This is a genomic window from Frigoribacterium sp. PvP121, assembly GCF_017833115.1.
Classification (GTDB): Bacteria; Actinomycetota; Actinomycetes; order Actinomycetales; family Microbacteriaceae; genus Frigoribacterium; species Frigoribacterium endophyticum.
The window spans coordinates 3,165,603-3,191,021 of record NZ_JAFIBR010000001.1 but is presented as its reverse complement, the minus strand read 5'-3'; the positions used below and the strand labels follow the sequence as shown (position 1 = coordinate 3,191,021).

Annotated in this window: 24 protein-coding genes, 1 tRNA gene and 1 pseudogene; 18 read left to right on the top strand and 8 right to left on the bottom strand. The window is 74.2% G+C overall.

From position 1 onward, the window contains the following. Nucleotide 1: 1 nt before the first annotated feature. Entirely contained in the window at nucleotides 2-1,555 is a 1,554-nt protein-coding gene (locus tag JOE43_RS14850; protein WP_209518775.1) for a glycosyltransferase family 87 protein, read from the bottom strand. Between the two features lie 62 nt (nucleotides 1,556-1,617). Here JOE43_RS14850 and JOE43_RS14845 point away from each other — a divergent pair, with 62 nt between their 5' ends. Further along, entirely contained in the window at nucleotides 1,618-2,946 is a 1,329-nt protein-coding gene (locus JOE43_RS14845) for a molybdopterin-dependent oxidoreductase (RefSeq protein ID WP_209518773.1), read from the top strand. Then, nucleotides 2,943-3,443 carry a hypothetical protein gene (locus JOE43_RS14840; protein WP_209518771.1) on the top strand — a complete coding sequence of 167 codons (501 nt, stop codon included), beginning with the start codon at nucleotides 2,943-2,945 and terminating at the stop codon, nucleotides 3,441-3,443. The genes JOE43_RS14845 and JOE43_RS14840 overlap by 4 nt, the downstream gene beginning before the upstream one ends. Here the strand turns inward: JOE43_RS14840 and JOE43_RS15760 are convergent. The 5 genes from JOE43_RS15760 to JOE43_RS14815 all read right to left on the bottom strand — a co-directional run bounded on the left by JOE43_RS15760 (nucleotide 3,389) and on the right by JOE43_RS14815 (nucleotide 7,607). After that, nucleotides 3,389-4,105, bottom strand: a complete 717-nt coding sequence (locus tag JOE43_RS15760) for a methyltransferase domain-containing protein (protein WP_307803400.1) — start codon at nucleotides 4,103-4,105, stop codon at nucleotides 3,389-3,391. The genes JOE43_RS14840 and JOE43_RS15760 overlap by 55 nt on opposite strands. Further along, on the bottom strand, nucleotides 4,102-4,740 hold the full coding sequence (locus tag JOE43_RS14830) for a DUF2064 domain-containing protein (protein WP_056056720.1): 639 nt from the start codon (nucleotides 4,738-4,740) through the stop codon (nucleotides 4,102-4,104). The genes JOE43_RS15760 and JOE43_RS14830 overlap by 4 nt, the downstream gene beginning before the upstream one ends. Next, on the bottom strand, nucleotides 4,737-5,405 hold the full coding sequence (locus JOE43_RS14825) for a glycosyltransferase family 2 protein (protein WP_209518769.1): 669 nt from the start codon (nucleotides 5,403-5,405) through the stop codon (nucleotides 4,737-4,739). Before JOE43_RS14825 ends, JOE43_RS14830 begins: the two co-directional genes overlap by 4 nt. A gap of 187 nt (nucleotides 5,406-5,592) precedes the next feature. Beyond that, nucleotides 5,593-6,684, bottom strand: coding sequence for an NAD(P)-dependent oxidoreductase (locus JOE43_RS14820; RefSeq protein WP_209518767.1), 1,092 nt, complete (start codon nucleotides 6,682-6,684; stop codon nucleotides 5,593-5,595). Then, entirely contained in the window at nucleotides 6,681-7,607 is a 927-nt protein-coding gene (locus tag JOE43_RS14815; RefSeq protein WP_307803399.1) for an MTAP family purine nucleoside phosphorylase, read from the bottom strand. Before JOE43_RS14815 ends, JOE43_RS14820 begins: the two co-directional genes overlap by 4 nt. Before the next feature lie 39 nt (nucleotides 7,608-7,646). Between JOE43_RS14815 and glp the strand changes: the two genes are divergently transcribed. The 6 genes and pseudogenes from glp (at nucleotide 7,647) to JOE43_RS14790 (ending at nucleotide 12,268) form a co-directional block, all read left to right on the top strand. After that, on the top strand, nucleotides 7,647-8,903 hold the full coding sequence (gene glp, locus JOE43_RS14810) for a gephyrin-like molybdotransferase Glp (RefSeq protein WP_307803398.1): 1,257 nt from the start codon (nucleotides 7,647-7,649) through the stop codon (nucleotides 8,901-8,903). Between the two features lie 10 nt (nucleotides 8,904-8,913). Continuing rightward, nucleotides 8,914-9,432, top strand: a complete 519-nt coding sequence (moaC, locus tag JOE43_RS14805) for a cyclic pyranopterin monophosphate synthase MoaC (RefSeq protein WP_209518763.1) — start codon at nucleotides 8,914-8,916, stop codon at nucleotides 9,430-9,432. Beyond that, complete coding sequence (locus tag JOE43_RS14800; RefSeq protein WP_209519278.1) at nucleotides 9,420-9,917, top strand: molybdenum cofactor biosynthesis protein B; 498 nt, start codon at nucleotides 9,420-9,422, stop codon at nucleotides 9,915-9,917. The genes moaC and JOE43_RS14800 overlap by 13 nt, the downstream gene beginning before the upstream one ends. Further along, nucleotides 9,910-10,407 (top strand): molybdenum cofactor biosynthesis protein MoaE, encoded by a 498-nt coding sequence (locus tag JOE43_RS14795; RefSeq protein ID WP_167259900.1) that lies wholly within the window; start codon nucleotides 9,910-9,912, stop codon nucleotides 10,405-10,407. Before JOE43_RS14800 ends, JOE43_RS14795 begins: the two co-directional genes overlap by 8 nt. 46 nt (nucleotides 10,408-10,453) lie before the next feature. Continuing rightward, a pseudogene (locus tag JOE43_RS16275) lies at nucleotides 10,454-10,922 on the top strand (ATP-binding cassette domain-containing protein); the annotation flags it as partial. A 2-nt stretch (nucleotides 10,923-10,924) separates the two neighbouring features. Further along, nucleotides 10,925-12,268: an ABC-F family ATP-binding cassette domain-containing protein gene (locus tag JOE43_RS14790; RefSeq protein ID WP_369814285.1), complete on the top strand. Its 1,344-nt coding sequence runs from the start codon at nucleotides 10,925-10,927 to the stop codon at nucleotides 12,266-12,268. A 28-nt stretch (nucleotides 12,269-12,296) separates the two neighbouring features. On the opposite strand, the gene JOE43_RS14785 is transcribed toward JOE43_RS14790, so the two are convergent. Next, nucleotides 12,297-12,836, bottom strand: a complete 540-nt coding sequence (locus tag JOE43_RS14785; RefSeq protein ID WP_056056708.1) for a MarR family winged helix-turn-helix transcriptional regulator — start codon at nucleotides 12,834-12,836, stop codon at nucleotides 12,297-12,299. A gap of 76 nt (nucleotides 12,837-12,912) precedes the next feature. Between JOE43_RS14785 and JOE43_RS14780 the strand changes: the two genes are divergently transcribed. The 4 genes from JOE43_RS14780 (at nucleotide 12,913) to JOE43_RS14765 (ending at nucleotide 16,094) form a co-directional block, all read left to right on the top strand. Further along, nucleotides 12,913-12,984 (top strand) — tRNA-Gln (locus tag JOE43_RS14780). Between the two features lie 105 nt (nucleotides 12,985-13,089). Further along, on the top strand, nucleotides 13,090-13,578 hold the full coding sequence (locus tag JOE43_RS14775) for a DUF4126 family protein (RefSeq protein WP_209518762.1): 489 nt from the start codon (nucleotides 13,090-13,092) through the stop codon (nucleotides 13,576-13,578). Between the two features lie 61 nt (nucleotides 13,579-13,639). After that, a complete protein-coding gene (gene glmU / locus JOE43_RS14770) occupies nucleotides 13,640-15,073 on the top strand; it encodes a bifunctional UDP-N-acetylglucosamine diphosphorylase/glucosamine-1-phosphate N-acetyltransferase GlmU (protein ID WP_209518760.1) in 1,434 nt (477 codons plus the stop codon). A 43-nt stretch (nucleotides 15,074-15,116) separates the two neighbouring features. Then, nucleotides 15,117-16,094 carry a ribose-phosphate diphosphokinase gene (locus tag JOE43_RS14765; protein ID WP_056056702.1) on the top strand — a complete coding sequence of 326 codons (978 nt, stop codon included), beginning with the start codon at nucleotides 15,117-15,119 and terminating at the stop codon, nucleotides 16,092-16,094. A 125-nt stretch (nucleotides 16,095-16,219) separates the two neighbouring features. Here the strand turns inward: JOE43_RS14765 and gndA are convergent, their stop codons facing one another. After that, nucleotides 16,220-17,623: an NADP-dependent phosphogluconate dehydrogenase gene (gene gndA, locus JOE43_RS14760; protein WP_209519277.1), complete on the bottom strand. Its 1,404-nt coding sequence runs from the start codon at nucleotides 17,621-17,623 to the stop codon at nucleotides 16,220-16,222. Nucleotides 17,624-17,831: 208 nt separating this feature from the next. On the opposite strand from gndA, the gene JOE43_RS14755 reads away from it, so the two are divergent. The 6 genes from JOE43_RS14755 to JOE43_RS14730 all read left to right on the top strand — a co-directional run bounded on the left by JOE43_RS14755 (nucleotide 17,832) and on the right by JOE43_RS14730 (nucleotide 25,325). Further along, nucleotides 17,832-18,353 (top strand): gluconokinase, encoded by a 522-nt coding sequence (locus JOE43_RS14755; RefSeq protein ID WP_209518758.1) that lies wholly within the window; start codon nucleotides 17,832-17,834, stop codon nucleotides 18,351-18,353. A 190-nt stretch (nucleotides 18,354-18,543) separates the two neighbouring features. Beyond that, entirely contained in the window at nucleotides 18,544-19,179 is a 636-nt protein-coding gene (locus tag JOE43_RS14750; RefSeq protein WP_209518756.1) for a 50S ribosomal protein L25/general stress protein Ctc, read from the top strand. A 51-nt stretch (nucleotides 19,180-19,230) separates the two neighbouring features. After that, nucleotides 19,231-19,815, top strand: a complete 585-nt coding sequence (pth, locus tag JOE43_RS14745; protein ID WP_209519276.1) for an aminoacyl-tRNA hydrolase — start codon at nucleotides 19,231-19,233, stop codon at nucleotides 19,813-19,815. A gap of 110 nt (nucleotides 19,816-19,925) precedes the next feature. Then, nucleotides 19,926-23,540 carry a transcription-repair coupling factor gene (mfd, locus tag JOE43_RS14740; protein ID WP_185233417.1) on the top strand — a complete coding sequence of 1,205 codons (3,615 nt, stop codon included), beginning with the start codon at nucleotides 19,926-19,928 and terminating at the stop codon, nucleotides 23,538-23,540. A gap of 7 nt (nucleotides 23,541-23,547) precedes the next feature. Next, nucleotides 23,548-24,231, top strand: coding sequence for a MazG nucleotide pyrophosphohydrolase domain-containing protein (locus tag JOE43_RS14735; protein ID WP_209518755.1), 684 nt, complete (start codon nucleotides 23,548-23,550; stop codon nucleotides 24,229-24,231). 503 nt (nucleotides 24,232-24,734) lie between these two features. Beyond that, on the top strand, nucleotides 24,735-25,325 hold the full coding sequence (locus JOE43_RS14730) for a TetR/AcrR family transcriptional regulator (RefSeq protein ID WP_209518753.1): 591 nt from the start codon (nucleotides 24,735-24,737) through the stop codon (nucleotides 25,323-25,325). Nucleotides 25,326-25,419: the final 94 nt, after the last annotated feature.

Below are 25,419 nucleotides of genomic sequence, written 5' to 3'. Positions count from 1 at the left end.
CCTAGGCCGAGGCCCCCGGCGGCCCCGACGCTCCGGTCGACCTCGCCGACCCGGCGACGCCGCCGCCGGCGTTCCCCCCGGGGCCCCCGCCGGCGCTCCCGCCCGCGAGGGCCGCACGCCCGCCCCGGCCCCGCGGCCAGCGCGGGTGGCGCAGGCGCCGGCCCCCCGCCTCCGCCAGGTCCGCCAGCCGGTCGAGCCACCCGGCCCCGGCCCGGAGGATCGTGCCGAGGAGGATGACCAGCACCGCCGCCGCGAGCGACGACCGCTGGAGGGCCTGGCCCGGCTCGAGCTGCCGCACGAGCAGCGCGAGCGGGATCGCCAGCCACTCCCCCCGCCCGGTCATGGCGACGAACGGCACGAGCAGCAGCGCGTACCAGGGGTAGCGGGGGCTGACGGCGACGAGGGTCACGCCGATCATCACCAGCTGGCCGAGCCACGGGTCGCCGGGCGGGGTCCTCACCCACACGACGACGCCCGTGACGAGCAGCACGAGCGCGACCACCGGCGTCGCGACGGAGTCGGGCAGGTAGGCCGAGGCGAAGACGAAGCGCGAGCCGTCCTCGTAGCCCTCCTCGGTGAGGTAGCCGGGCAGGTAGCCGAGCACGCCGATGCCCGTCGACACGACGTAGGGCACGTAGAGCACGGCGAAGGTGACGATCGAGGCGACGATCACCCGCACCGGCTGACGGCGCAGCAGGGCGGGCGCGGCGATGACCGGGATGAGCTTCGTCGCGATCGCGGCGCCCAGCGCGACGCCGCCGCGCCAGCCCGCGCCGCGGGCGACGAACAGCGAGGCGACGACGACGAGCACGGCGCCGAGCAGGTCGACGTGCGAGTTCGTGACGCCCTCGCCGAGCACGAGCGGGCACCAGCCCCAGAGCGCCGCCCACCGCGGGTCGAGCCCGCGGCGCCGCAGGGCGACGAGCAGGGCGGCCGTCGTGCCGAGCACGAGCAGCGCCCCGGCGAGCTGGAAGGGCAGGAACTCCACGTCGGCGGGCACCACCGAGCGCACCGCCCAGAACCACAGCTCGGCGGTCGGCGGGTAGATCGTCGGCACCTCGGGGCGGTTGATCGCCGTGCAGACCACGTCGCCGGTCTCGGTGTCGTAGGCGCGGTGGATCTGGCGGTCGGGCTGGCTGCAGCGCTGGCCGATCGTGCCGTCGTCGCGGGTGAAGTCGGCGGCGGGCGGGAAGATCCAGTCGGGCCGCAGGTCGCGCAGCTCGCCGGAGTCGGGCGTGTACGTGTACGGCGAGGTGCCGGCGCCCTGCACGATGCCGTCCCAGGCGTAGCGGGCCGGGTCGGTGCTGGTGTTGGGCGGGCCCACGAGGGCGGCGCCGCCGAGAAGCGCGGTGCCGGCCAGCACGAGGGCGGTGACGGCCCGCAGGGGCACCCGTCGCAGCAGCACGACGGCGAGCGCGAAGAGGGCCCAGCACGCGGCCGTCCAGAGCACGTAGGAGTCGCGGAGGTCCTTCTCGAGGAACCCCAGCTCCAGCACGCCCCAGGCCACGGTCGCCGCCAATCCGGTGACGGCCACGGCCGCGAATAGAGTACGCACGCGACCAGTCTGGACGACACCGCCCTGGGAGGTCGTTCCCGCACCTCGCAGAGACGGCCCCCATGAGACGACTGCTCGACACGCTCCGCACGGCGGCCTCCTCGCCGACGCGCACGGCCCGCACCGCGACGGTGCTCGGGCGGCTGCTCGGGCTGGCCTTCGTCGTCTGCCTGCTGACCGGCCTCTACAGCCACTTCCTCCAGGAGCCCGCCGCCTGGATGCGCTTCCCGACCTCGCCCGTGTGGCTCTACCAGGTGAGCCAGGGCGTGCACATCACGGCCGGCATCGCGTGCGTCCCGCTGCTGCTCGGCAAGCTGTACGCGGTCTTCCCGCAGCTGTTCCAGACGCCGCTGGTGCGGCACCCGGTGCAGCTGCTCGAGCGCGCCTCCATCGCCCTCTTCGTCGCGAGCTCGATCCTCCAGCTCGTCACCGGGCTGCTCAACACGTACCAGTGGTACCCGTGGCCGTTCCCGTTCAAGCAGGTGCACTTCGCCCTGTCGTTCGTGATCATCGGGTCGCTCGCGGTGCACATCGCGGTGAAGCTGCCGCTCATCACGCGCTACTGGCGGGCCCGCGACAGCTACGACGCCGAGGGCCGGTTCGTCGAGCCGTCGCGCGAGCTCGACCCGGCCCGCGCCGAGTTCACCGCGGCCCGCGAGCTGCGCGCCCGGCAGGCGGCCCCGGAGCCGCGACGCGGGCAGGCCGCAGCCGCCCCCCAGCCGACCGGCCTGGTCGGGCGCGTGACCCGCTGGATCGACGGCGCGCGCGACGAGCGCGACGTGCCCCGCGCCTCCGTCGTCTCCCGCCGGGCCTTCTTCACCGGCGTCGGCGTCGCCACCGGCGGGGCCGTGGTGCTGACCGCCGGGCAGTCGTTCGCCGCGCTCGCTCCGCTCAACGCCTTCGGGCCGCGGCAGGCGGGCCTCGGCCCGAACGACCTGCCGATCAACCGCACGGCCGCGGCGGCTCGGGTGCTCGAGACCGCGATGGACCCGGCCTGGCGCCTCACCGTCGCGAACGGCGACCGCGAGCTGTCGTTCAGCGCCGCCGACCTCGAGGCGATGCGGCAGGGCGACGAGCGCCTGCCGATCGCCTGCGTCGAGGGCTGGAGCCAGACGGCGGCCTGGCGCGGCGTGCGCCTCGTCGACCTGATGGGCGCCGTCGGCGCCCCGGGCGACGCCCGCCTGAAGTTCACGAGCCTCGAGGAGAAGGGCGGGTACCGCATCATGCTGATGGGCCCCGAGTACGCCACCGACCCGACCACGCTGGTCGCCCTCGAGCTGAACGGGAGCCGCCTCGACATCGAGCACGGCTACCCGGCCCGCGTGATCGCCCCCGGTCGCCCCGGCGTGCTGCAGACCAAGTGGCTCAGCCGGATCGAGGTCGTCCGATGACCGCCTCGAGCGCGGCCCCGAGCGTGCCTGCCTCGACCGGGCGGGGCGTCCGCGTCGCGCGGGCCGTGCTGCTCGTCGTCGGCGTCGCCCTGATCGGCCTCGGCGGATACGTGCTCACCGACACGGTGGCCCCGACCCGCTACGGCGGGCTGCTCGTGTGGCTGATCGGCTCGGTGATCGTCCACGACGCCGTGCTCGCGCCGCTCGTCGTCGGCGTCTCGCTCGTCGTGCGCCGTGCCGGTCGCCGCGTGCGCCCGGCCGTGCTGGCGATCGTCCAGACGACCGTCATCGTCGGGGCCGTGCTGTCGATCGTCGTCGTGCCCGAGATCATCGCGAAGGCGAAGGGCACCAAGAACGACACGGTGCTGCCGTTCGACTACGGCGCGCGGCTGGGGCTGCTCTGGCTCGTGCTCGCCCTGCTCGCCGCGGCGACGATCGCCGTCTACCTCGCGGCGACCAGGCGACAGAACGTCCGGCCCGAGGCCGACCAGGTCTGAGCCACCCGCAGGCCCGCGGCGGCGGCGTGACGCCCGAGGGCCTCACGGCCGACCTCGGCCCACGGGAAGGTCGCGCTCGCGCGGCCCTGCTCGTCGACGACCTGGGCGTCGTACACGACGTCGGCGCGCGCGTCGGGAGCGGTCTCGACGACCACCGAGCCGTCGGTCGACAGCACCGAGGAGGCGCGGCGCACGAGCGCGGTCGGGTCGCCCCCGATGCCGATGTTGCCGTCGAGCAGCAGGGCGACGTGCCACGACCCCTCGCCGGGCAGGCCCGCGTCGAAGACGGAGCCGGCGACGACGGGCAGGCCCGCGTCGACGGCCATCGCGACGGCGGTGACGGAGACGTCGACCCCGAGGGCGTCGAGGCCGCGGTCGACGGCGGCGCGCACCATCCGGGCGGGGCCGCAGCCGATGTCGAGCACCGAGCGCGCGTCGTCGATCGTGGTGAGGTCGGCCGCGTCGGCGTCGGCGCTCCAGCGGGCGACGTCGAAGGCGGCCTGGGCGGTGCCCCGCGCGGCGTCGCCGGGGCGACCGCCTCGCTCGCGGGTGCTGCCGGGGGAGCGGACGAGCTGCAGCAGCCCCTCGCGGCGGAGGGCGCGGGCGTAGGGCTCCGCGCCTCCTGAGCCGAAGGTGGGGCGGGGGTCGGAGGCGATGGTCACGAGCGGGGCTCCTCGAAGCGGTGCAGCAGGCGGGCGAAGCGGGTCTCGGGGCCGGCGGCGGCGGCCAGGCGCGCGTCGTCGATCGTGTCGACGTCGGCGAGCTCGGGCAGGGTGCGCACGCGCAGGCCGGCCTCGGCGAGGCGACGCAGCTGGTGCTCACCGGTGTCGGCGCGCGACATCGGGACGCCGCGGAGCAGGTCGCCGGTCGGGCGGGCGAGGCCGAGGGCCCAGAAGCCGCCGTCGTTGGCGGGGCCGAACCAGGCGTCGACCTCGTCGCCGGGGCCGTCGCGCCACGAGTCGAGCACGGGCGCGAGGTCGGCGGCGGTCATCTGCGGCGTGTCCATGCCGACGAGCACGGTCGGGCCGTCGACGGCGTCGAAGAGCGCCCCGAGTCGTTCGTCGAGGTCGCCGCTGGTCTGGGGGATCACATCGAGGTCTTCGGAGCCGGGCGGCGTCCGGTTGCCGTCGAAGAGCAGGACGCGTCGCGTGGCGGGCAGCGCGCGGAGCACGTCGAGGGTGTCCTGGATCGCGGCGGCGGCCAGCTCGGCGGCCTGCTCGAGGCTCAGGGGCGGGTGGAGGCGCGTCTTGACCCGGCCGGGGACGGTCTCCTTGCAGATCAGCACGAGGGTGGTCACCGGCCCACCTCCCGCAGCAGTCGCGACATGTCCTTCACGGCGACCCAGGTGCCGCGGATCGTGCCCGTGACCTTGCTGCGGCCGACCCGCGGGGCGTACGGGGCGTCGAGCTCGACGATGCGCCAGCCGGCCTGCGAGCCGCGCAGCACCATCTCGAGCGGGTAGCCGCTGCGGCGGTCGACGAGGCCGAGGCCGAGGAGGCCCTCGCGGGAGGCGACGCGCATCGGCCCGAGGTCGTGCAGGGCGACGCCGGAGGCGCGGCGCATCAGGCGGGCGAGCACCAGGTTCGCGATGCGGGCGTGCAGCGGCCAGGCGCCGCGGGTGGTCGGGCGGCGTCGACCGAGCACCAGCTCGGCGTCGCCGGCGAGGACGGGGGCGGCGAGGGCGACCAGGTCGCCCGGGTCCATCGAGGCGTCCGCGTCGCAGAAGGCGACCCACGGGGCGGTGGCGGCCTCGAGGCCGGCGTGGGCGGCCGCGCCGAAGCCGCGCCGCGACTCCTCGACGACGAGGGCGCCGTGCTCGCGGGCGACCGCGGCGGAGCGGTCGGTCGAGCCGTTGTCGACGACGATGGCGCGCCAGCCCTCGGGGATGCGCGTGAGCACCCAGGGCAGCGCTCCCTCCTCGTCGAGGCAGGGCAGCACGACGTCGACCAGGGGAGAGCTCATCCTCCCGACTGTAGAGAGCCCGCCTTGGGAACGACCGGTGCCGCCCCGGACTGGGGCGGCGCTGTCCGCACAGCGCGGCCCCGGGCCGTGGAGCCGCCCGGCCGAACCACTGCGGCGGGCCGCCGCGCCACCGGGCCGCCGCGCTCGCGCCCCGCCGCCCCGCCGGCGCCGCGCGACGCGGCCGGGGTCAGCGCGCGACGGCCGCCCGCAGGGGCGCGGTCGCGAACTCGCGCATCCCCTCCTCGAACGACACGCTCGGGCTCCAGCCGAGCTCGGCGCGCAGCCGCTCGGACGACGCCGTGACGTGGCGCACGTCGCCCGCGCGGTACTGCCCGGTGACGACCGGGGCGGGGCCGCCGGCCTCGCGGGCCAGCGCCTCCGCCATCTCGCCGATGGTGTGCACGGTGCCGCTGCCGACGTTGAAGGCCCGGGAGGTCTCGCCCTCCTGCTCGGCCGTCCAGTCGAGCGCCGCGAGGTTCGCCGAGGCGACGTCGCGCACGTGCACGAAGTCGCGGCGCTGGGCGCCGTCCTCGTAGACGCGCGGCGCCTCGCCCCGCTCGAGCGACGAGCGGAAGAGCGACGCGACGCCCGCGTACGGCGTGTTCTGCGGCATGCCCGGCCCGTAGACGTTGTGGTAGCGCAAGGCCGCCGCCCGCCCGCCGGTGCTGCGGGCCCACGAGGTGGCGAGGTGCTCCTGCGTCAGCTTCGTGATGGCGTAGACGTTCCGTGGGTCGAGCGGCGCCTCCTCCGAGATGAGCTGCGGCTGCAGCAGCTCGCCGTGCTCGTCGCGCGGGTCGAAGACGCCCGCGTCGAGGTCGGCGACGCGGCGGGGCGCCGGGCGCTCCGTCTCGCCGGTCGACGTGCGGTAGCTGCCCTCGCCGTAGACGACCATCGACGAGGCGACGACGAGGCGGCCGACGCCGGCCCTGTCCATCGCCGCGAGCAGCACGGCCGTGCCGTGCTCGTTGCTGTCGACGTAGTCGGGGGCGTCCTGGAAGTCGACGCCGAGCCCCACCTTCGCGGCCTGGTGGCAGACGGCGTCGACCCCGACGAGCGCGGCGTCGACGGCGGCGGCGTCGCGCACGTCGGCGCGCACGAACTCGACGCGCGGGTCGAGCGACGGGGGCCCGCCGTGCACGTCGGGGCGCAGCGAGTCGAGCACGCGCACCGTCCAGCCCCGGTCGAGCGCCTGCGCCACGATCGCCGAGCCGATGAAGCCGGCCCCGCCCGTGACGAGCAGCCGGCCGGGCGCCGGCGCGTCGCGGGTCGCGTCGCTCACGACCGCGCCGCCGCGACGGGGCGTGCGAGCACCTCGGCCACGGCCGCCGCCGGGATCAGCTCGCGCGGCTCGTAGTCGGCGGGCAGCGCCGCGACGATCGACTCGATGGCGGCGACGATGCGGGGCTGGGCCGCGGCGAGGCGCTCCATCACGAGGCCGTGGCTGACGGCGTCGTCGTCGGTGCCCTCCTCCGGCGCGAGGCCGGCGTCGCTGTCGGTGACGAACGAGAGGTTGACGGCGCCCATGCCGAGCTCCATCGTCAGCGGCACCTCCGGGTACATCGTCATGTTGATCGTGTGGGCGCCCGCGGCGCGGAACCAGAGCGACTCCGCCCGCGTCGAGAAGCGCGGGCCCTGGATGACGACGCAGGTGCCGGTCGCGGCGAACGGCTCGCCCTGCTGCTCGAGGGCGGCGACGGCGGCGGCGCGCAGCACCGGGTCGAACGGGTCGGCGGCGACGAGGTGCTGCACCGAGCCCGCGACGTCGAAGAACGTGTCGGGGCGGCCCCAGGTGCGGTCGATGAACTGGTCGGTGACGACCATCGTGCCCGGCGGGTACTCGGGGCTGACCCCGCCCACGGCCGACGACGAGACGACGGCCTTCGCGCCGAGCGACGCGAGCGCCCAGACGTTCGCGCGGAAGTCGATGCGGTGCGGCGGCACCGAGTGCCCCTTGCCGTGCCGCGTGAGGAAGGCGACGGTCTTGCCGCCGAGCTGCCCGACCGTGACCTCGCTCGAGGTGGGCCCGTAGGGCGTCTCGACGACGTGGCTCGTGGCCGTGCCGGGGGCGAACAGCGAGTAGAGGCCCGAGCCGCCGATCACGGCGACGTCGACGCGGGGCAGGCCCGCGGCGTCGGGCGCGGCGGAGCCGGCGGGGGAGGGGGAGGTCGAGGAGTCGCGGTGCGCGTCGGTCGTGTCGGTCACGCTCGCTACGCTACTGGCGACCACCGCGAGAGGAGCCGAGTGCGCACCGTCGAGCAGCACCGTCACGACGTCGAGGCCCTGGTGAGGGACGCCCTCGCCGAGCGTTCCCCCGAGGTCCTCCGCGTCGATCCCGCCCTCCTCGCGGCGGAGCCCGAGCGCTACCGCCGCCGGGTGCTCGCCGCGCCCCTCGCCGCGCCGATCGACCTCCCGCCGTTCGCCAACTCGCAGATGGACGGCTTCGCCGTGGGCGCCGCCGACCTGGGGGGCGCGGGTCCGGTCGACCTCGTCGTCGTCGAGCCGATCCCCGCGGGGCGGACGGGCCCGCGACTCCTACCCGGCACGGCCGCGCCGATCATGACGGGGGCTCCCGTGCCCGAGGGCGCCGTCGCGGTGGTGCCCGTCGAGCGGGCCCTGCCCGCGGCCTTCCCCGAGCCCGGCACGGCGGCCCGGGTCGTGCTGCCCGGAGACGTCGCCCCCGGCACGTTCGTGCGGCCGGCGGGCAGCGACGTGGCCGCGGGCACCGTGCTGGTCGAGGCGGGCACGGTGCTGACGCCCGCCCGCTGGGGGGTCGTCGCCGCCGCGGGCCTCGCCACGGTCGAGGTGCTTCGCCGCCCGCGGGTGCTGCTCGTCTCGACGGGGGAAGAGCTCGCCGAGCCCGGCTCGGTGCTCGCGCCGGGCACGATCCACGACGCGAACGGCGCGAGCCTCGCCGCGGCCCTCGGCGACGTCGGCGTCGACGTGCGGGTGCGCCGCGTCTCCGACGACGCCCGCGCGCTGCTCGACGTGGTCGCCGCCGCGGCCGACGACGTCGACCTCGTGGTCACCACCGGCGGGGTGAGCGCCGGGGCGTACGAGGTCGTGCGCGACGCCTTCGAGGCCGCCGGCGTCGTCTTCTCGTCGGTCGCGATGCAGCCGGGCGGGCCGCAGGGCCTCGGGCACCTCCGGCTCGACGGCCGGGCGGCCGCCCTGCCGATCGTCTGCTTCCCCGGCAACCCGGTGAGCGCGCTGGTGTCGTTCGAGGCGTTCCTCCGCCCGGTGCTGCAGGCCGAGACGGCGGCGGGCACCCCGCGTCGGGCGTGGTCGGCCCCGATGGCCGAGGCGGCCGAGTCGCCCGTCGGCAAGCACCAGCTGCGCCGGGGGCGGCTCGACGACGACGGCCGGGTCCGGTTCGTCGGCGGCCCGGGCTCGCACCTGCTCTCGGCCCACGCGGCCGCCTCGCTCCTGGTCCACCTGCCGGTCGGGCTCGACCGGGTGCAGCCGGGCGACGAGGTCGTAGTCTGGGCCCTCGACGACTGAGGGGCCCGCGATGACCGACGACCACTACCGCCTCCGCCCGGCCTCCTCCTCGCCCGTGGCGCCCGGCGGCCTCACCCACGTGCGGGCCGACGGCACCGCGCACATGGTCGACGTGACCGAGAAGCCCGAGACGTCGCGCGAGGCCTCCGCCCAGGCCGTGATCTCGACGCGGCCCGACGTGGTCGCCCAGCTCAGCGACGGCACCCTGCCGAAGGGCGAGGCCCTCGGCACCGCCCGCATCGCCGGCATCATGGCCGCGAAGCAGACGCCCGCGCTCATCCCGCTCTGCCACCCGCTGCCGCTCGGCGCGATCTCGGTCGACTTCGAGGTCGGCCGCGACCGCGTCACGGTCGTCGCCCGCGTGGCCACCCGCGGCGTGACGGGGGTCGAGATGGAGGCGCTGACCGCGGCCACCGTCGCGGCCCTGACCCTCTTCGACATGATCAAGGCCGTCGACCACCTCGCCGTGATCGGCGACGTCAAGGTGCTCGAGAAGTCGGGCGGCACCTCGGGGCGCTGGTCGCGGTGACCACCCTCCCGGTGCGCCGCGTCGCGGTCGTCGTGGCCTCCACCCGGGCCGCCGCCGGCCGGGCCGACGACCTGACCGGGCCCGTGATCCGAGCCTGGGCCGAGGCCCGCGGCTGGGACGTCGCCGAGCCCGTCGTCGTGGCTGACGGCCCGCCCGTGGGCGAGGCGCTCGCCGCGGCGCTCGCCGACGGCCCCGACCTCGTCGTCACGACCGGCGGCACCGGGCTGACGCCGACCGACCGCACGCCCGAGCAGACCCGGCCCCTGCTCGACCTCGAGGTGCCGGGCGTCGCGGAGGAGCTCCGTCGCCGCGGCCTCGCCGCCACGCCCACGGCCGTCCTCTCCCGCGGTCTCGCGGGCGTCGCGGGCCGCACCTTCGTCGTCAACCTCCCCGGCTCGCGCGGGGGAGTGCGCGACGGCCTCGCCGTGCTCGACGAGATCGTCGACCACGCCCTCGACCAGATCTCCGGAGGCGCACATGACTGACGACGACGGCCCGCTCTCCGAGACGGCCGGCCCCGACGACGACGTCCCCGTGCCGGGCGGCCCGAGCGGGCGGGTCGTGCTCGCCGAGGTGGTGTCGACCGAGCTGTCGGCCACCGAGTGCTCCGTGATGGTCTCGAGCCGCGCCTCCGGGGCGGTCGTGGCCTTCGCCGGGGTGGTGCGCGACCACGACGACGGCCGGGGAGTGACGGCCCTGCACTACGAGGCGCACCCGTCGGCGGGCGACGTCATGGCCGAGGTCGCCGAGCAGATCGCCGCCCGGCACCCCGAGGTGACGATCGCCGTGCAGCACCGGGTGGGCGACCTCGACGTCGGCGACCTCGCGCTGGCCTGTGCGGTCGCGTCGGCGCACCGGGCCGCCGCCTTCGTCGCGTGCTCCGACCTCGTCGACCTGGTCAAGGAGCGCGTGCCGATCTGGAAGCGCCAGGAGTTCACCGACGGCACCGACGAGTGGGTCGCCTCGCTCGGCTGACCCGTCCGCGGTCTGGCGTGCAGTCCGCGCCGTCTACGCTTCTGAGGTGGCACATCTACTTGGAGCAGAGAACCTCCGGCTCGAGTTCCCGACGAAGGTCGTCCTCGACGGCGTCACCCTCGGCATCGACGAGGGCTCCCGGATCGGCGTCGTCGGGCGCAACGGCGACGGCAAGTCGACGCTCATGTCGGTGCTCGCCGGCCGGCTCGAGCCCGACGACGGCCGCGTGACGACCCGCCGCGGCCTCACCATCGGCATGCTCGACCAGCGCGACGTGCTGCCCGAGCACGAGACCGTCGGCGCGATGATCGTCGGCGACCGGGAAGAGCACGAGTGGGCGGGCGACGCCCGCATCCGCGACGTCATCTCCGGCCTCGCCAGTGACATCCCGTGGGAGGCCACCCTCGGCGACCTCTCCGGAGGCCAGCGTCGCCGCGTCGCGCTCGCGACCCTGCTCGTCGGCGACTGGGACGTCCTCTTCCTCGACGAGCCCACCAACCACCTCGACGTCGAGGGCGTGGCCTGGCTGGCCGAGCACCTCCGTCGTCGCTGGTCGCCCTCGTCGGGCGCGCTCGTCGTCGTGACGCACGACCGGTGGTTCCTCGACGAGGTCTCGACCGACACCTGGGAGGTGCACGACGGCGTCGTCGAGCCCTTCGAGGGCGGCTACGCGGCCTACGTGCTGCAGCGCGTCGAGCGTGACCGCTCGGCCGCGGCGAGCGAGTCGAAGCGTCAGAACCTCATGCGGAAGGAGCTGGCGTGGCTCCGCCGCGGCGCCCCGGCCCGCTCGACGAAGCCGAAGTTCCGCATCGACGCCGCCAACGAGCTGATCGCCGACGAGCCGCCCGCCCGCAACTCGGTCGAGCTGTCGCAGATGGCGACCGCCCGGCTCGGCAAGGACGTCGTCGACCTCGTCGAGGTCGGCGTCTCGTTCGGCGACAAGCGCGTGCTGCACGACGTCGAGTGGCGCATCGCGCCCGGCGAGCGCACCGGCATCCTCGGCGTCAACGGCGCCGGCAAGTCCACCCTGCTGAAGGTCGTCACCGGAGTCGTGGCGCCGACGGAGGGGCGGGTCAAGCAGGGCAAGACGGTCAAGTTCGCCATCCTCGACCAGCAGCTCGCCGACCTGCACGCCGTCGCGAACGAGAAGGTGAACGACCTGATCGGCCGGCAGCGCACCTCCTACGTGACGGCCGGCAAGGAGATGACGCCGGGCCAGCTGCTCGAGCGCCTCGGCTTCACGAGCGCGCAGCTGCAGACGCCCATCAAGGACCTCTCGGGCGGGCAGAAGCGCCGCCTCCAGTTCTTGCTCATCCTGCTGAACGAGCCGAACGTGCTCATCCTCGACGAGCCCACCAACGACCTCGACACCGACATGCTCGCCGCGATGGAGGACCTCCTCGACGGCTGGCCCGGCACCCTGCTCGTCGTCTCGCACGACCGGTACCTGCTCGAGCGCGTCACCGACCAGCAGTACGCCGTGCTCGACGGGGCCTTCCGGCACCTGCCGGGCGGCGTCGACCAGTACCTCGCCCTCCGCAAGCAGGTGACCGACGCCCAGGGAGGCGCCACCGACCGGCCGACGGCGGTCCAGGGGGCGCACGGCTCGGTCGCGGCGGCCGCCGCGGCGTCGGGCCTCTCGGGCGCCGAGAAGCGCAACGCGGAGAAGGAGCTCGGCTCGATCGACCGCAAGCTCGCGAAGGCGGGCGGCGACCGCGCCGGCCTGCTCGAGCAGTTCGCGACGTTCGACCAGTCCGACTTCGACGGCCTCGCGGCGCTGCAGGCGAAGCTCACAGCGCTCGACGCGAAGACCGCCGAGCTCGAGGCCCGCTGGCTGGAGCTCAGCGAGCTCCTCGCCTAGCGAGCCACCAGGGCCGCACGCGGGCGGCCTAGCCGCCGAGCGTGAGGCTCAGCGTGCGCAGCAGCCCGGCGAGGCGGCGGCGGTCGTGGTCGTCGAGGTCGCTGAGCAGGGCCCGCTCGGCCTCGACGAGCCGCTCGATGGCGTCGTCGACCGCGCGGCCGCCCGACGGGGTGAGCGTGACGAGGATCCCGCGCCCGTCGTGCGGGTCGGTGCGCCGCTCGACGAGGTCGCGGGCGACGAGCCGGTCGATGCGGTTCGTCATGGCGCCGCTCGAGACGAGCGTCTGCTGCAGGAGGGTCTTCGGGCTGAGCTGGTGCGGCGCGCCCGCGCGGCGCAGGGCGGAGAGCACGTCGAACTCCCACTGCTCGAGGTCGCTGGCGACGAAGGCGTCGCGCCGGGCCCGCTCGAGGTGCTTGGCGAGCCGGTCGACGCGCGAGAGCACGTGCAGCGGGGCGAAGTCGAGGTCGGGCCGCTCGTGCCCCCAGGCGTCGACGATGCGGTCGACCTCGTCGCGGGGCTCGGGCCCCGCGGGCTGGTCGCGCCCCTCGGTGCGCTCGGGCTCGGACATCCCCTCATCATGGCACCCGGTCCGCTTTGCCCTGCCTGCACCGCGCTGTCACACTTGACCTCGCGCGCGAGCGCGGTCCGCCATGGTGTAACGGCAGCACGACAGCCTTTGGAGCTGTTAGGTCCAGGTTCGAATCCTGGTGGCGGAGCCGTGAGTCGGCCGGGCGGGGCGGACGCCGTGCGGCTCCGTCGGTAGCCTCCAGGTCCACCGGCCGGCCGCCTGAGCGCCGCGCCCCGACGACGAGGAGCCGCCCATGTCGACGTCCGCCACCCTCCGCCCGCTCGTGAAGGCCGCCCTGCTCGGCGCCCTCAGCGGCTCCCGCTCCGCCACGCCCCTCGCCGTGCTCGCCCTCCACCACGACAGCGCGGAGGCGCGGGGCAGCTGGCAGCGCTGGGCCCTGTTCCGCAGCCCCGTCGGCCGCGGCGTGGCCGTCGCCGCCGGAGCCGGCGAGCTCGTCGGCGACAAGCTGCCCGCCACGCCCAGCCGCGTCGGTGCGGGCCCGCTGTTCGGCCGGGCCACCTCCGGCGCCGTCGTCGGCGCCGCGATCAGCACCACGGCGGGGGACGGCCGGCGAGTGGCCGGGGCCGTGGCGGGGGCCCTCGGCGCCCTCGCGGGCAGCTGGCTCTTCTACCTCGCCCGCAAGGCGGTCGTCGAGAAGACCGGCCTGCCCGACCTCGTCGTCGCGCTCGTCGAGGACGCCGTCGCGGTCTCGGGCTCGGTCGCCGTCGTCCGCTCCCGCTGAGCGCAGCCCCCGCGTGGGAGGATCGCCGGTGAACGCCGCGCCCACCTCACCAAGGAGCACCATGCCCGCACGCACCCTCGCCGTCGTCGTCCTCGCCGCAGGGCAGGGCACGCGCATGAAGTCCGCGACCCCGAAGGTGCTGCACCGCCTGGCCGGCCTCCCGCTGATCCAGCACGTGCTCGAGTCGGCGGCCGCGCTCGAGCCAGAGCACCTCGTCGCCGTCGTGCGGCACGAGCGCGACCTCGTCGTCACGAGCATCGTCGAGACGACGCCGGCCGCCCTCATCGTCGACCAGGACGACGTGCCCGGCACCGGGCGTGCCGTCGAGCAGGCCGTCGAGGCGCTGCCCGCCGACTTCGACGGCGACGTCGTCGTCGTCAGCGCCGACGTTCCCTTCCTCGACCACGGCACCCTGCGCGGTCTCCTCGAGCAGCACCGTGAGGAGGCGGCGGCCGCCACGCTGCTGTCGGCCGTCCTCCCCGACGCCACCGGCTACGGCCGCGTCGTGCGCCTCGCCTCGGGCGACGTCGAGCGGATCGTCGAGCACAAGGACGCCACCGAGGCCGAGCGGGCCCTCCGCGAGATCAACTCCGGCACCTACGCCTTCACGGTCGCGGCCCTCCGCGCCCAGCTGCCCCGCGTCGGGTCGGCCAACGCGCAGAACGAGAAGTACGTCACCGACGTCGTCGGCCTGCTCACCGGCGCCGGCGAGAAGGTCGCCGCCCGGGCGGTCGACGAGACCTGGCGCCTCGAGGGCATCAACGACCGCGTGCAGCTCGCCGTGGCCGCCCGTCGCCTCAACGACCGCATCGTCGAGCACTGGCAGCGCGAGGGCGTCAGCATCGTCGACCCGCAGACCACCTGGATCGACCGCGACGTCGCCCTCAGCCCCGACGTCGAGCTGCTGCCCGGCACCCAGCTGAAGGGCGCGACCTACGTCGCCGCCGGCGCCGTCGTGGGGCCCGACACCACCCTCGTCGACACGGAGGTGGGCGAGGGCGCGGTCGTGAAGCGCACCGACGCGACCCTCGCCGTGATCGGGGCCCGCGCCTCCGTCGGCCCGTTCTCGTACCTGCGGCCCGGCACGACGCTCGGTGAGGGCGGCAAGATCGGCACCTTCGTCGAGACGAAGAACGCCGAGATCGGCGCGGGCTCGAAGGTGCCGCACCTCAGCTACATCGGCGACACCGAGGTCGGCACCGACTCGAACATCGGCGCCGGCACGATCACCGCCAACTACGACGGCGTCTCGAAGCACCGCACCGAGGTCGGCTCGAACGTGAGGACGGGGTCGCACAACGTCTTCGTCGCCCCCGTTAGGATTGGCGACGGAGCGTACTCAGGTGCGGGAACGGTCGTCCGGAAGGACGTGCCGGCAGGTGCCCTGGCCTTGAGCATCGCTCCACAGCGCAATGCGAGCGGATGGGTCGAGGCGAACCGCCCCGGCACCGCGGCTGCCGAGGCCGCCGCCCGCGCCGAACGAACGACCGACTAGCGAGCCGGTCGGGTTGGCCCCTCGGGGCCGGAGAGCGAGTGACGTGTCCGGAATCAAGATCACCGGGGAGAACCGACTCGTTCTGGTCTCGGGGCGTGCGCACCCCGAGCTGGCGAACCAGATCGCTGCAGAGCTCGGCTCGGAGCTCATCCCGACCGACGCCCGCACCTTCGCCAACGGCGAGCTGTACGCGCGATTCGACGAGAGCGTCCGCGGCGCCGACGCCTTCGTCATCCAGTCGCACTCGGCCCCGATCAACGAGTGGCTCATGGAGCAGCTCATCATGGTCGACGCGCTCAAGCGCGCCTCGGCCAAGCGCATCACCGTCGTCGCCCCCTTCTACCCGTACGCCCGGCAAGACAAGAAGGGCCGCGGCCGCGAGCCGATCTCGGCCCGCCTCGTCGCGGACCTGTTCAAGGCCGCCGGCGCCCACCGCATCATGAGCGTCGACCTGCACGCCCCGCAGATCCAGGGCTTCTTCGACGGCCCCGTCGACCACCTCTTCGCGATGCCGGTGCTGCTCGAGCACTTCCGCGCGAAGCTCGACAACTCGACCCTCACCGTCGTGTCGCCCGACATGGGCCGCGTGCGCGTCGCCGACATCTGGAGCGAGAAGCTCGACGCGCCCCTCGCCATCATCCACAAGCGCCGCGACCCGCTGGTGCCGAACCAGGTGACGGTGCACGAGATCGTCGGCGAGGTCGAGGGCCGTGTCTGCTTGCTCGTCGACGACCTGATCGACACGGGCCGCACCATCGTCAAGGCCGCCGAGGCCCTCAAGGCCGCCGGCGCCATCGGTGTCGTGGTCGCCGCGACCCACGCGGTGTTCAGCGACCCGGCCCCCGAGATCCTCGCCAGCGAGTTCATCGACTCGGTCGTCGTCACCGACACGCTGCCGCTGACCGAGCACCAGAAGTTCGACAAGCTCGAGATCCTGCCGATCGCCCCCCTCATCGCCCGGGCCATCCACGAGGTCTTCGACAACGGGTCGGTCACGTCGATGTTCGACGGAGCCGCGTAGCGGCTCCGTCGAACCAGGAGGCGCAGCCGACGGCGCCCCCGGGCACCCCGGGACCTGCGCCACAGAACGGCCGTGACCGGGTTGGACCCAGCCACGGCCGTTCGGCGTCTCCGGCCCGCCGCGACTCAGTGCGTCGACGGCTCCGTCTCGATCTCCGAGCGGTCGCCCGACCAGAGGGTGTGGAACACGCCCTCCTCGCCGACCCGCTCGTAGGTGTGGGCACCGAAGAAGTCGCGCTGCCCCTGGATGAGGGCGGCGGGGAGGCGCTCCGACGCGAGCGAGTCGTAGTACGACAGCGCCGACGCGAACCCGGGCACGGGGATCCCCGACAGCGCCGCCTTCGCGACGATGCGGCGCCAGGCGTCCTCGCCGTCGCGCACGGCGGCGGCGAAGTAGTCGTCCTCGAGCAGGGTCGCGATGGTCGCGTCCTTCTCGTAGGCGTCGACGATCCGGTTGAGGAACTGCGCGCGGATGATGCAGCCGCCGCGCCAGATCTTCGCGATCGCGCCCTTGTCGATGTCCCAGCCGTACTCCAGGGCGCCCGCGATGATCGCGTCGAAGCCCTGGGCGTAGGCGACGATCTTCGACGCGTAGAGCGCCTTCTGCACGTCGTCCTCGAAGCCGTCGCCCGCCTCCTGCACCTCGGGGCGGCCCTGCAGCGTCGCCTGCACGGCGGCTCGCTGGTCGGGCTTCGACGAGACGGCCCGGGCGAAGACGGCCTCGGCGATGCCGCCGACGGGCACGCCGAGCCCGACCGAGTTCTGCACCGTCCAGACGCCGGTGCCCTTCGAGCCGGCCTGGTCGACGATCGAGTCGACCAGCGGGGCGTCGGTCTTCGCGTCGGTCTGGCGCAGCACCTCGGCGGTGATCTCGATGAGGTACGACTCGAGCTCGCCGCGGTTCCACTCCTCGAAGACGTCCGCGATGGCGGCCGGCTCGTGGCCCCCGACGCGGCGCAGCAGGTCGTACGACTCGGCGATGAGCTGCATGTCGGCGTACTCGATGCCGTTGTGGATCATCTTGACGAAGTGGCCGGCGCCGTCGCTGCCGACGTGGGTGACGCAGGGCTCGCCCTCGGCGACCGCGGCGATCGAGGCGAGGATGGGCCCGAGGGTCTCGTACGCCTCCTTCGAGCCGCCGGGCATGATCGACGGGCCCTTCAGCGCGCCTTCCTCGCCGCCCGAGATGCCGGCGCCCACGAAGTTCAGGCCGCGCTCCTTGAGGGCGGCCTCGCGCCTCCGGGTGTCCTGGAAGTTCGCGTTGCCGCCGTCGACGATGATGTCGCCCTCCTCGAAGAGGTCGGCGAGCTGGTCGATGACGGCGTCGGTGCCCTTCCCGGCCTGCACCATGATGATCGCGGTCCGCGGCTTCCGCAGCGACGCGGCGAAGTCCTCGATCGACCTCGACGCGACGAAGCCGGCGTCGCCGTGCTCGCTCATCAGGGTGTCGGTGCGCTCGGGGGAGCGGTTGTAGACCGCGACGGTGTTGCCCTCGCGGCTGGCCAGGTTGCGCGCCAGGTTGGAGCCCATGACGGCCAGGCCGACCACTCCGATGTTCGCCTGCGCGGTCTGCTCGCTCGTGTCTCCGTGTTCGGTCACGGTGCCTCCTCAAGGTCGGTGGACCGCAGACTATGCCTCGCCGCCGACCGACTGACAGGCACCGTCAGGCACCCCCGGCGGACGGGGGGGGAGGCGCGCCTACGCTGGTCGGGACCCGCCCGCCTCGAGAGGACCCCGCATGACCACCACCACCCTGCCCCCCGTCGTCGTGATGGGCGTGAGCGGGTCGGGCAAGTCGACCGTCGGCGAGCTGCTCGCCGAGCGCGCCGGCGTGCCGTTCGTCGACGCCGACGACCTGCACCCCAAGGCCAACCGCGACAAGATGTCGGCCGGTCACCCGCTCGACGACGACGACCGCCGTCCCTGGCTCGAGATCGTCGCCCGGCGCATCCACGAGGCGAGCGACGACGGCGTGGTGGTCGCGTGCTCGGCGCTGAAGCGCTCGTACCGCGACGTCCTCCGCTCGGGTGACGACCGCCTCCTCTTCGTCCACCTCACCGGGGTGCGCGAGCTCGTCGCGGAGCGCCAGAAGGCCCGGAAGGGCCACTTCATGCCGCCCGGGCTGATGGAGTCGCAGTTCGCGGCGCTCGAGCCGCTCGCCGACGACGAGCCCGGCACGAGCGTCGACGTGCAGGCCGGCCCCGACGAGATCGTGGCCGAGGTCCTCGACCGGTTGGCGACACGCCCGGGCCGCGTGTAACCTGGGCAGCTGAACTTCGGCGAGGGATGCCCCGGCATCCGTGATCGACGAGGTAGGCAGGCACTCAGTCCCGAGACCGCCCTCTGGGTGGTCGCTCCACGGCTGTGGGTCCCTCCTCACGCGACGCGCGTTCGAGTTGACACCGACCACACACCCCCAGGCCCGAGGGCCTGCAGAAACGGAGACCACCATGTCCGACGACAACACCCTGTCCGCCACCCTGCGCACCAGCTTCGGCAAGGGAGCGGCCCGCAAGATCCGCGCCGCCGACGCCATCCCCGCGGTCATCTACGGCCACGGCACCGACCCCCAGCACGTCACCCTCCCCGGCCACGAGACGATGCTCATCACGCGTCGCTCGAACGCGCTCATCACGCTCGACATCGAGGGCACGAAGCAGCTCGCCCTCGTGAAGGACATCCAGCGCGACCCGGTGAAGCAGATCATCGAGCACATCGACCTCATCGTCGTCCGCCAGGGCGAGAAGGTCAACGTCGACGTGCCGGTGCACATCGAGGGCGAGTCGGCTCCCGGCACGATCCACGTCGTCGAGCTCAACGTCGTCTCGCTCGAGGTGTCGGCCACCGACATCCCGCAGTCGGTCGTCGTCTCGATCGAGGGCCTCGAGGAGGGCGCGCAGATCCACGCCTCCGACGTCACCCTGCCCCAGGGCGCCGTGCTCGTCACCGACCCCGAGGTGCTCGTCACCAGCGTGTCCGTGCCCCAGCTCGACCTCACCACCGACGCCGTCGACGACGAGTCGGGCGAGGCCGCCGAGGCCGAGGGCGACGTGCCCTCGATCGAGGACGAAGAGCGCTCCGAGTAACACCCGCACCACCGTCTGACGCCCCGCCGCTGCATCACTGAGGAGGACCCCCTGAGCGACCAGTGGCTCGTGGTCGGGCTCGGCAACCCCGGGCCCGGCTACGCCGGCAACAGGCACAACGTCGGGCAGATGGTGCTGGCCGAGCTGGCCCACCGCCTGTCGGCGGGGTTCAAGAAGCACAAGACGAACTCGCTCGTCGCGGAGGGTCGCCCGGCACCGGGCGGCCCCCGCTTCGTGCTCGCGGCGCCCGGCAGCTTCATGAACCTCTCGGGCGGCCCCGTCGCGGCCCTGCTGAAGTACTACGACCTCGACGTGTCGCGGCTGATCGTCGTGCACGACGAGCTCGACATCGACTTCGACACCCTCAAGCTCAAGCAGGGCGGCGGCCACGGCGGCCACAACGGCCTGCGCGACATCATCGCGGCGACGGGCTCGAACGAGTTCCTCCGGGTCAGGGTCGGCATCGGCCGCCCCCCGGGCCGCCAGCCGGCCGCCGACTTCGTGCTGCGCGACTTCACGCCCACCGAGCGGCAGACCCTGCCGATCCTCGTGGCCGACGCGGCCGACGCGGTCGAGATGATCGCCGCCGACGGGCTGACGGCGGCACAGCTCAAGTTCCACACGGCGAAGAGCTAGCTCCACACCGCGAAGAGTTAGCTCCCTCCACGACAACGGGTGGTCTGCCGGGGCTGAGCCCTCAGCGAACCCGCGGGCTGTCTGTCGGTCGTGCCGAGTAGCCTTGCCGCGTGATACTCGCGGGCTTGATCTCGGCGCTGTCGCGCGCCTCCACGTTCTCCGCTGCCCTCGACCGGGCCGGTCGCAGCACCGACTACAGCCTGGTCGACGGTCTGCGCGTCCCCCTCGTCGCCGGCCTGCTGGCCCGCCGCGAGGGTCCTCAGGCGATGCTGGTCGTCACGGCGACCGGCCGCGAGTCGGAGGCCGTGCGCGGCTCCCTCGCGAGCTACCTGCCCGACGCCGAGGTCATCGAGTTCCCCGCGTGGGAGACCCTGCCGCACGAGCGCCTCAGCCCCGGCGCGGAGACCGTCGGCAAGCGCATCCACGCGCTCCGGCGCCTCGCCGCGTGGTCGGCCGAGGCCGCCGCGACCCCCGACGCCGTGCGGCCGATCGTCGTCGTCGCCGGCGTGCGGGCCGCCCTGCAGCCCCTGGCCGACAACCTCGCCGACATCGACCAGGTCGAGCTCACCGTGGGCTCCCGCGGGCACGACCTGACCGCCATCTCGCAGTCGCTCGTCGGCCTCGCCTACGCCCGCGTCGACATGGTCACCCGGCGGGGCGAGTTCGCCGTCCGCGGCGGCATCCTCGACGTCTTCCCGCCCACCGCCGAGCACCCCGTGCGCGTCGACTTCTTCGGCGACGAGGTCGACCAGATCCGCCGCTTCTCGGTCGCCGACCAGCGCAGCCTCGACGGCGACGTGGCCGGGGTCGAGCTGCCGCCGAGCCGCGAGATGCTGCTCACCGACGACGTGCGGCAGCGCGCGCGCGAGATGCAGCACGAGTTCCCGAGCCTCGCGCAGATGCTCGCCAAGATCTCCGAGGGCATCCCCGTCGAGGGCATGGAGTCCCTCGCGCCCGCCCTCGTCCACGGTCTCGTGCCGCTCACGCACTACCTCCCGGCGGGCGCGTCCGTCGCCGTCCTCTCGCCCGAGCGCGTGAACTCGCGGGCGCAGAGCCTCGCCGAGACGAACCGCGAGTTCCTCTCCGCGGCGTGGAACGCCGCGACCGCCGGCGCCGAGGCGCCCATCGACCTCGACGCGGGCGACTTCATCACCCTCCGCCAGCTCCGCGAGTCGGCCGGCGACCGCACCTGGTTCACGATGAGCTCGTTCGACACCGGCGAGGTGCTCAGCGACGAGGACGCCGCCGCGTCGGCGGGCGACTACGTGCGCGTCGAGGCCGAGAGCGTGCCGAGCTTCAGCGGCCACGCCGAGGGGGCCGTCGACCACGTCGTGCAGCGCCTCCGCGACGGGTGGAGCGTCGTCGTGACGTCGCGGGGCGTCGGCCTCGTCGAGCGCGCCCGCGACGTGCTCGGCGAGCGCGCCGTGGCCGCGCGCCTGCTCGACGACCTGCCCGACGAGCTCGAGCCGGGCGTCGCCCTGCTCGTCGCCGGCGGGGTCGAGGCCGGCTTCGAGCTGGCCGAGGCCAAGGTCGCAGTGCTCGGCGAGAGCGACTTCTACGGCCGCTCGGCGAACTACGACTCCCGTCAGGTGAAGAAGCTCGCGAGCCGTCGCAAGGCCGTCGTCGACCCGCTGCAGCTCAAGCCGGGCGACGTCGTCGTGCACCAGACGCATGGCATCGGCAAGTTCCTCGAGCTCACCAGCCGCGAGGTCAGCACCGGCGGCAAGAACGCCGTCAAGAACAGCCGCGAGTACCTCGTGCTCGAGTACGCGCCCTCGAAGCGCGGCTACCCGGGCGACAAGCTCTACGTGCCCACCGACCAGCTCGACCTGCTCAGCCGCTACGTCGGCGGCGAGGCCCCCACGCTCAGCAAGATGGGCGGCAGCGACTGGGCCAGCGCCAAGAGCAAGGCCCGTCGCGCCGTCCGCGACATCGCGGTCGAGCTCGTGAAGCTGTACTCGGCGCGCATGGCGTCGAAGGGCCACGCGTTCCCGCCCGACACCCCGTGGCAGCGCGAGCTGGAGGAGGCCTTCCCGTTCGCCGAGACGCCCGACCAGCTGACGACCATCGACGAGATCAAGGCCGACATGGAGCGGCCCATCCCGATGGACCGCCTGCTCTCCGGCGACGTCGGCTACGGCAAGACCGAGGTCGCCGTGCGGGCCGCCTTCAAGGCGATCCAGGACGGCAAGCAGGTCGTCATGCTCGTGCCGACGACGCTGCTCGTCAAGCAGCACTTCGACACCTTCGCCGACCGGTTCGCGGGCTTCCCCGTGCACCTGCGGAGCCTCAGCCGCTTCCAGTCCGCGAAGGAGAGCCGCGAGACGATCGCGGGCCTCGGCGACGGCACCGTCGACATGGTCATCGGCACCCACCGCCTCCTCAGCGAGAGCATCGTCTACAAAGACGTGGGGCTCGTCATCATCGACGAGGAGCAGCGGTTCGGCGTCGAGCACAAGGACGCGCTGAAGAAGCTCAAGACCAACGTCGACATCCTCGCGATGTCGGCGACGCCGATCCCGCGGTCGCTCGAGATGGCCGTCACCGGCATCCGTGAGATGTCGACCCTGGCGACCCCGCCGGAGGACCGCCACCCCATCCTCACCTTCGTCGGCCCCGAGAGCGAGCGCCAGAAGGCCGCCGCCATCCGCCGCGAGCTGCTGCGCGAGGGCCAGGTCTTCTACGTCCACAACCGCGTCTCGAGCATCAACCGCGTCGCCGCGCAGATCGCCGAGCTCGTGCCGGAGGCCCGGGTCGCCGTCGCGCACGGGCAGATGGCCGAGTCGACCCTCGAACAGGTCATGGTCGACTTCTGGGAGCGCAAGTTCGACGTGCTCGTCTCGACCACCATCATCGAGACCGGGCTCGACATCGCCAACGCGAACACGCTCATCATCGACCGGGCCGACAAGTACGGCCTCAGCCAGCTGCACCAGCTGCGCGGCCGCGTCGGCCGTGGCCGAGAGCGCGGCTACGCGTACTTCCTCTACGACGCCGAGAAGCCGCTCAGCGAGACCGCCCAGGACCGCCTCGAGACCATCGCGGCCAACAACGAGCTCGGCGCGGGCATGCAGGTCGCCCTGAAGGACCTCGAGATCCGCGGGGCGGGCAACCTGCTCGGCGGCGAGCAGTCCGGGCACATCGCCGGCGTCGGCTTCGACCTCTACCTGCGGATGATCGGCGAGGCCGTCGGAGCCTTCCGCGGCGAGGTCGCCGAGGGCCAGACCGAGCTGCGGCTCGAGCTGCCCGTCGACGCCCACATCCCCGAGGAGTACGTCGAGAGCGAGCGACTCCGCCTCGAGGCGTACCAGAAGCTGTCGACCGCGAGCTCGCCCACGTCGACCGACGAGCAGATCGACGCCGTGCTCGAGGAGCTCACCGACCGCTACGGCGCCCCGCCGGCGTCCGTGCTGGCGCTCATCGAGGTGTCGCGCCTCCGCCGCGCCGCCCAGAAGGCGGGGCTCAGCGAGGTCGTCGTCATGGGCAGCAACCTCCGCGTCGCCGGCCTCGACCTGCCCGACAGCATGCAGGTGCGCCTGCAGCGCATGTACCCGGGCTCGCGCTGGTTCGGCCAGACGCGCTCCGTGAGCGTCCCCCTGCCGCGGAAGCACGGCGAGGCCCTGCCCGACGGCGAGCTCATCACCTGGGTGGAGCAGCTCATGTCGTCGATCTACGGCGCCGAGGCGCCGCGCCCGTCCGCCGACAGCTCCGCCGCGGCGAGCTGAGCCGACCGTGACGGACGGCGTCGACGGCCGCGCGGGCGTCGAGCTCGCGGCGCTCGTCCGTGTGGTCGAGGCGCTGCTGGCCGACGAGGGCGGCTGCGAGTGGAACCGGGCCCAGACCCCCGAGAGCCTCGTGACCTACCTCGTCGAGGAGTCGTCGGAGCTCGTCGAGGCGATCGAGTCGGGCGCCCCGGCGGACCGCCGGGAGGAGCTCGGCGACGTGCTGTACCAGGTGGTGCTCCACGCCGCGATCGTCGCGCGGGCGCCGGCGGAGGGCTTCGACCTGGCCGACGTCGTCCGCGACGTCGCCGCGAAGACCGTCCGTCGGCACCCCCACGTCTTCGCCGGCGACGAGGCCGCCGACGTCGACGACATCGTCCGGCTCTGGTCCGCCGCCAAGGCCCGGGAGAAGGCCGACCGCCGCAGCGCCTACGACGGCGTGCCCCTCGGCCTCCCCGCGCTCGCCAGGGCGCAGAAGGTGGAGTCGCGGCGCCGGTCGACCGGTCAGGTCACGCCGCCCGGCGCCCCTGTCGACGGCGACGACGGGCTCGACGTCGAGCTCGCGTGGGGCCGCGAGCTCCTCGCCCGCGTCGACGCGGCCACCGCCGAGGGGCTGGACGCGGAGCGGGCGCTCCGCCGAGCCGTCCGCGAGCGCGAGCAGCAGCTGCGGGCGGGCGAGGCCCCGCGGCCGTAGCGCACCCGGCCGGGCGCTGACGCGCCCCCGCCACGAGGTGGCCGTCGAGGACGGGCGCGGGCGCGGGCGCGGGGCGAGGAGGCAGGGGAGAGGGCCGGGGGTCCGACCGACCCGAACGGCGGACACCCCGGCACAGGGCACCCGACCGACCCGAACGGCGGGCGCCCCCACGCGCCCGGCCGCGCGGCGGTCGAGGACCAGCCGTGCGGGCGAGGGGCGCGTCGGCGCCGCACTGCGTCGAGGGGGATCACCCGCGACGCGTCGTGCGGCACTGCGTCGAATGTACCGGGTGGAGTGCTGACATGTCAAAGACGGAACCCTGATGTTCCAGACGGTCGGGTGTGGACGGGCGTCGTCGGCCCTGGTCGCCGACCCCCGTCCGCTCCGCCCAGGGGTGCCGACGACGGGGCCGGAGGTGCCGCGGCGACCGTCTGTTATCGTGCGACCGGGCCGACGACCCGGCGCAGGGCCGGGCCGCTCGCCCTCGCAGAGGAGGGGCTCCCGTGCCTCGCAGACCCGACCCGACCCGCAAGCCCGAGCTGCTCGCCCAGATCATCGAGCACCTCCGTGGCCGGTCGATCGCCACCGTGTCGTTCCGCACCCTGGCCGACGCGCTCGGGGTGAGCACCTACGTCTTCGTGTACCACTTCGGCAACCGCGCCGAGCTCGTCGCCGAGATCGTGCGCGGCGTCGTCGCGCGGCACGACGCCGCCCTGGCGGTCGACCCCGCGGTCCTCGACGACGAGGCGTTCCGGTCGCACCTGCTCGACGCGTGGGGCGACGCGACCAGCGAGCGCGGCCGCGACCTGCTGCGGCTCGAGACCGAGGCGGCCCTGCTCGAGGTCGTCGCCGGCGAGCAGGGCCCGGCCCGGGGCGAGGTCGTCCGCTGGCACGACTTCGTCGCGCGCTGGCTGGTGGCGCGGGGCGTGCCGGAGGCGGTGGCCGTGCCGGAGGCGCGGATCACCGTCGATGCCCTCCGAGGCCTGCAGCACGACGCCCTCGTCACGGCGGAGGTGCGCCCGCTCATGACCGCGGCCACCCGCCTCGTCGACGACCTCGTGGCCCGGGCGCCGCAGCTCGCCTCCACGCCGTGACCGCACGCCGAGGTCGAGCCCGGAGCGGTCGCGAGACGGACGGCCACGCGACGACTGGCTCAGGGCGGAACGACCCCGGCCCCACGCTGATGAA

Excerpts from the sequence above, each read along its gene's own strand:
- gndA (WP_209519277.1), bottom strand. The coding sequence starts at position 17,623 with ATGGGCTCCAACCTGGCGCGCAACCTGGCCAGCCGCGAGGGCAACACC.
- JOE43_RS14795 (WP_167259900.1), top strand. The coding sequence starts at position 9,910 with ATGACTGACGACGACGGCCCGCTCTCCGAGACGGCCGGCCCCGACGAC.
- moaC (WP_209518763.1), top strand. The coding sequence starts at position 8,914 with ATGACCGACGACCACTACCGCCTCCGCCCGGCCTCCTCCTCGCCCGTG.
- JOE43_RS14825 (WP_209518769.1), bottom strand. The coding sequence starts at position 5,405 with ATGAGCTCTCCCCTGGTCGACGTCGTGCTGCCCTGCCTCGACGAGGAG.
- JOE43_RS14750 (WP_209518756.1), top strand. The coding sequence starts at position 18,544 with ATGTCCGACGACAACACCCTGTCCGCCACCCTGCGCACCAGCTTCGGC.
- JOE43_RS14775 (WP_209518762.1), top strand. The coding sequence starts at position 13,090 with ATGTCGACGTCCGCCACCCTCCGCCCGCTCGTGAAGGCCGCCCTGCTC.
- JOE43_RS14845 (WP_209518773.1), top strand. The coding sequence starts at position 1,618 with ATGAGACGACTGCTCGACACGCTCCGCACGGCGGCCTCCTCGCCGACG.
- JOE43_RS14785 (WP_056056708.1), bottom strand. The coding sequence starts at position 12,836 with ATGTCCGAGCCCGAGCGCACCGAGGGGCGCGACCAGCCCGCGGGGCCC.
- JOE43_RS14840 (WP_209518771.1), top strand. The coding sequence starts at position 2,943 with ATGACCGCCTCGAGCGCGGCCCCGAGCGTGCCTGCCTCGACCGGGCGG.
- JOE43_RS14755 (WP_209518758.1), top strand. The coding sequence starts at position 17,832 with ATGACCACCACCACCCTGCCCCCCGTCGTCGTGATGGGCGTGAGCGGG.
- glmU (WP_209518760.1), top strand. The coding sequence starts at position 13,640 with ATGCCCGCACGCACCCTCGCCGTCGTCGTCCTCGCCGCAGGGCAGGGC.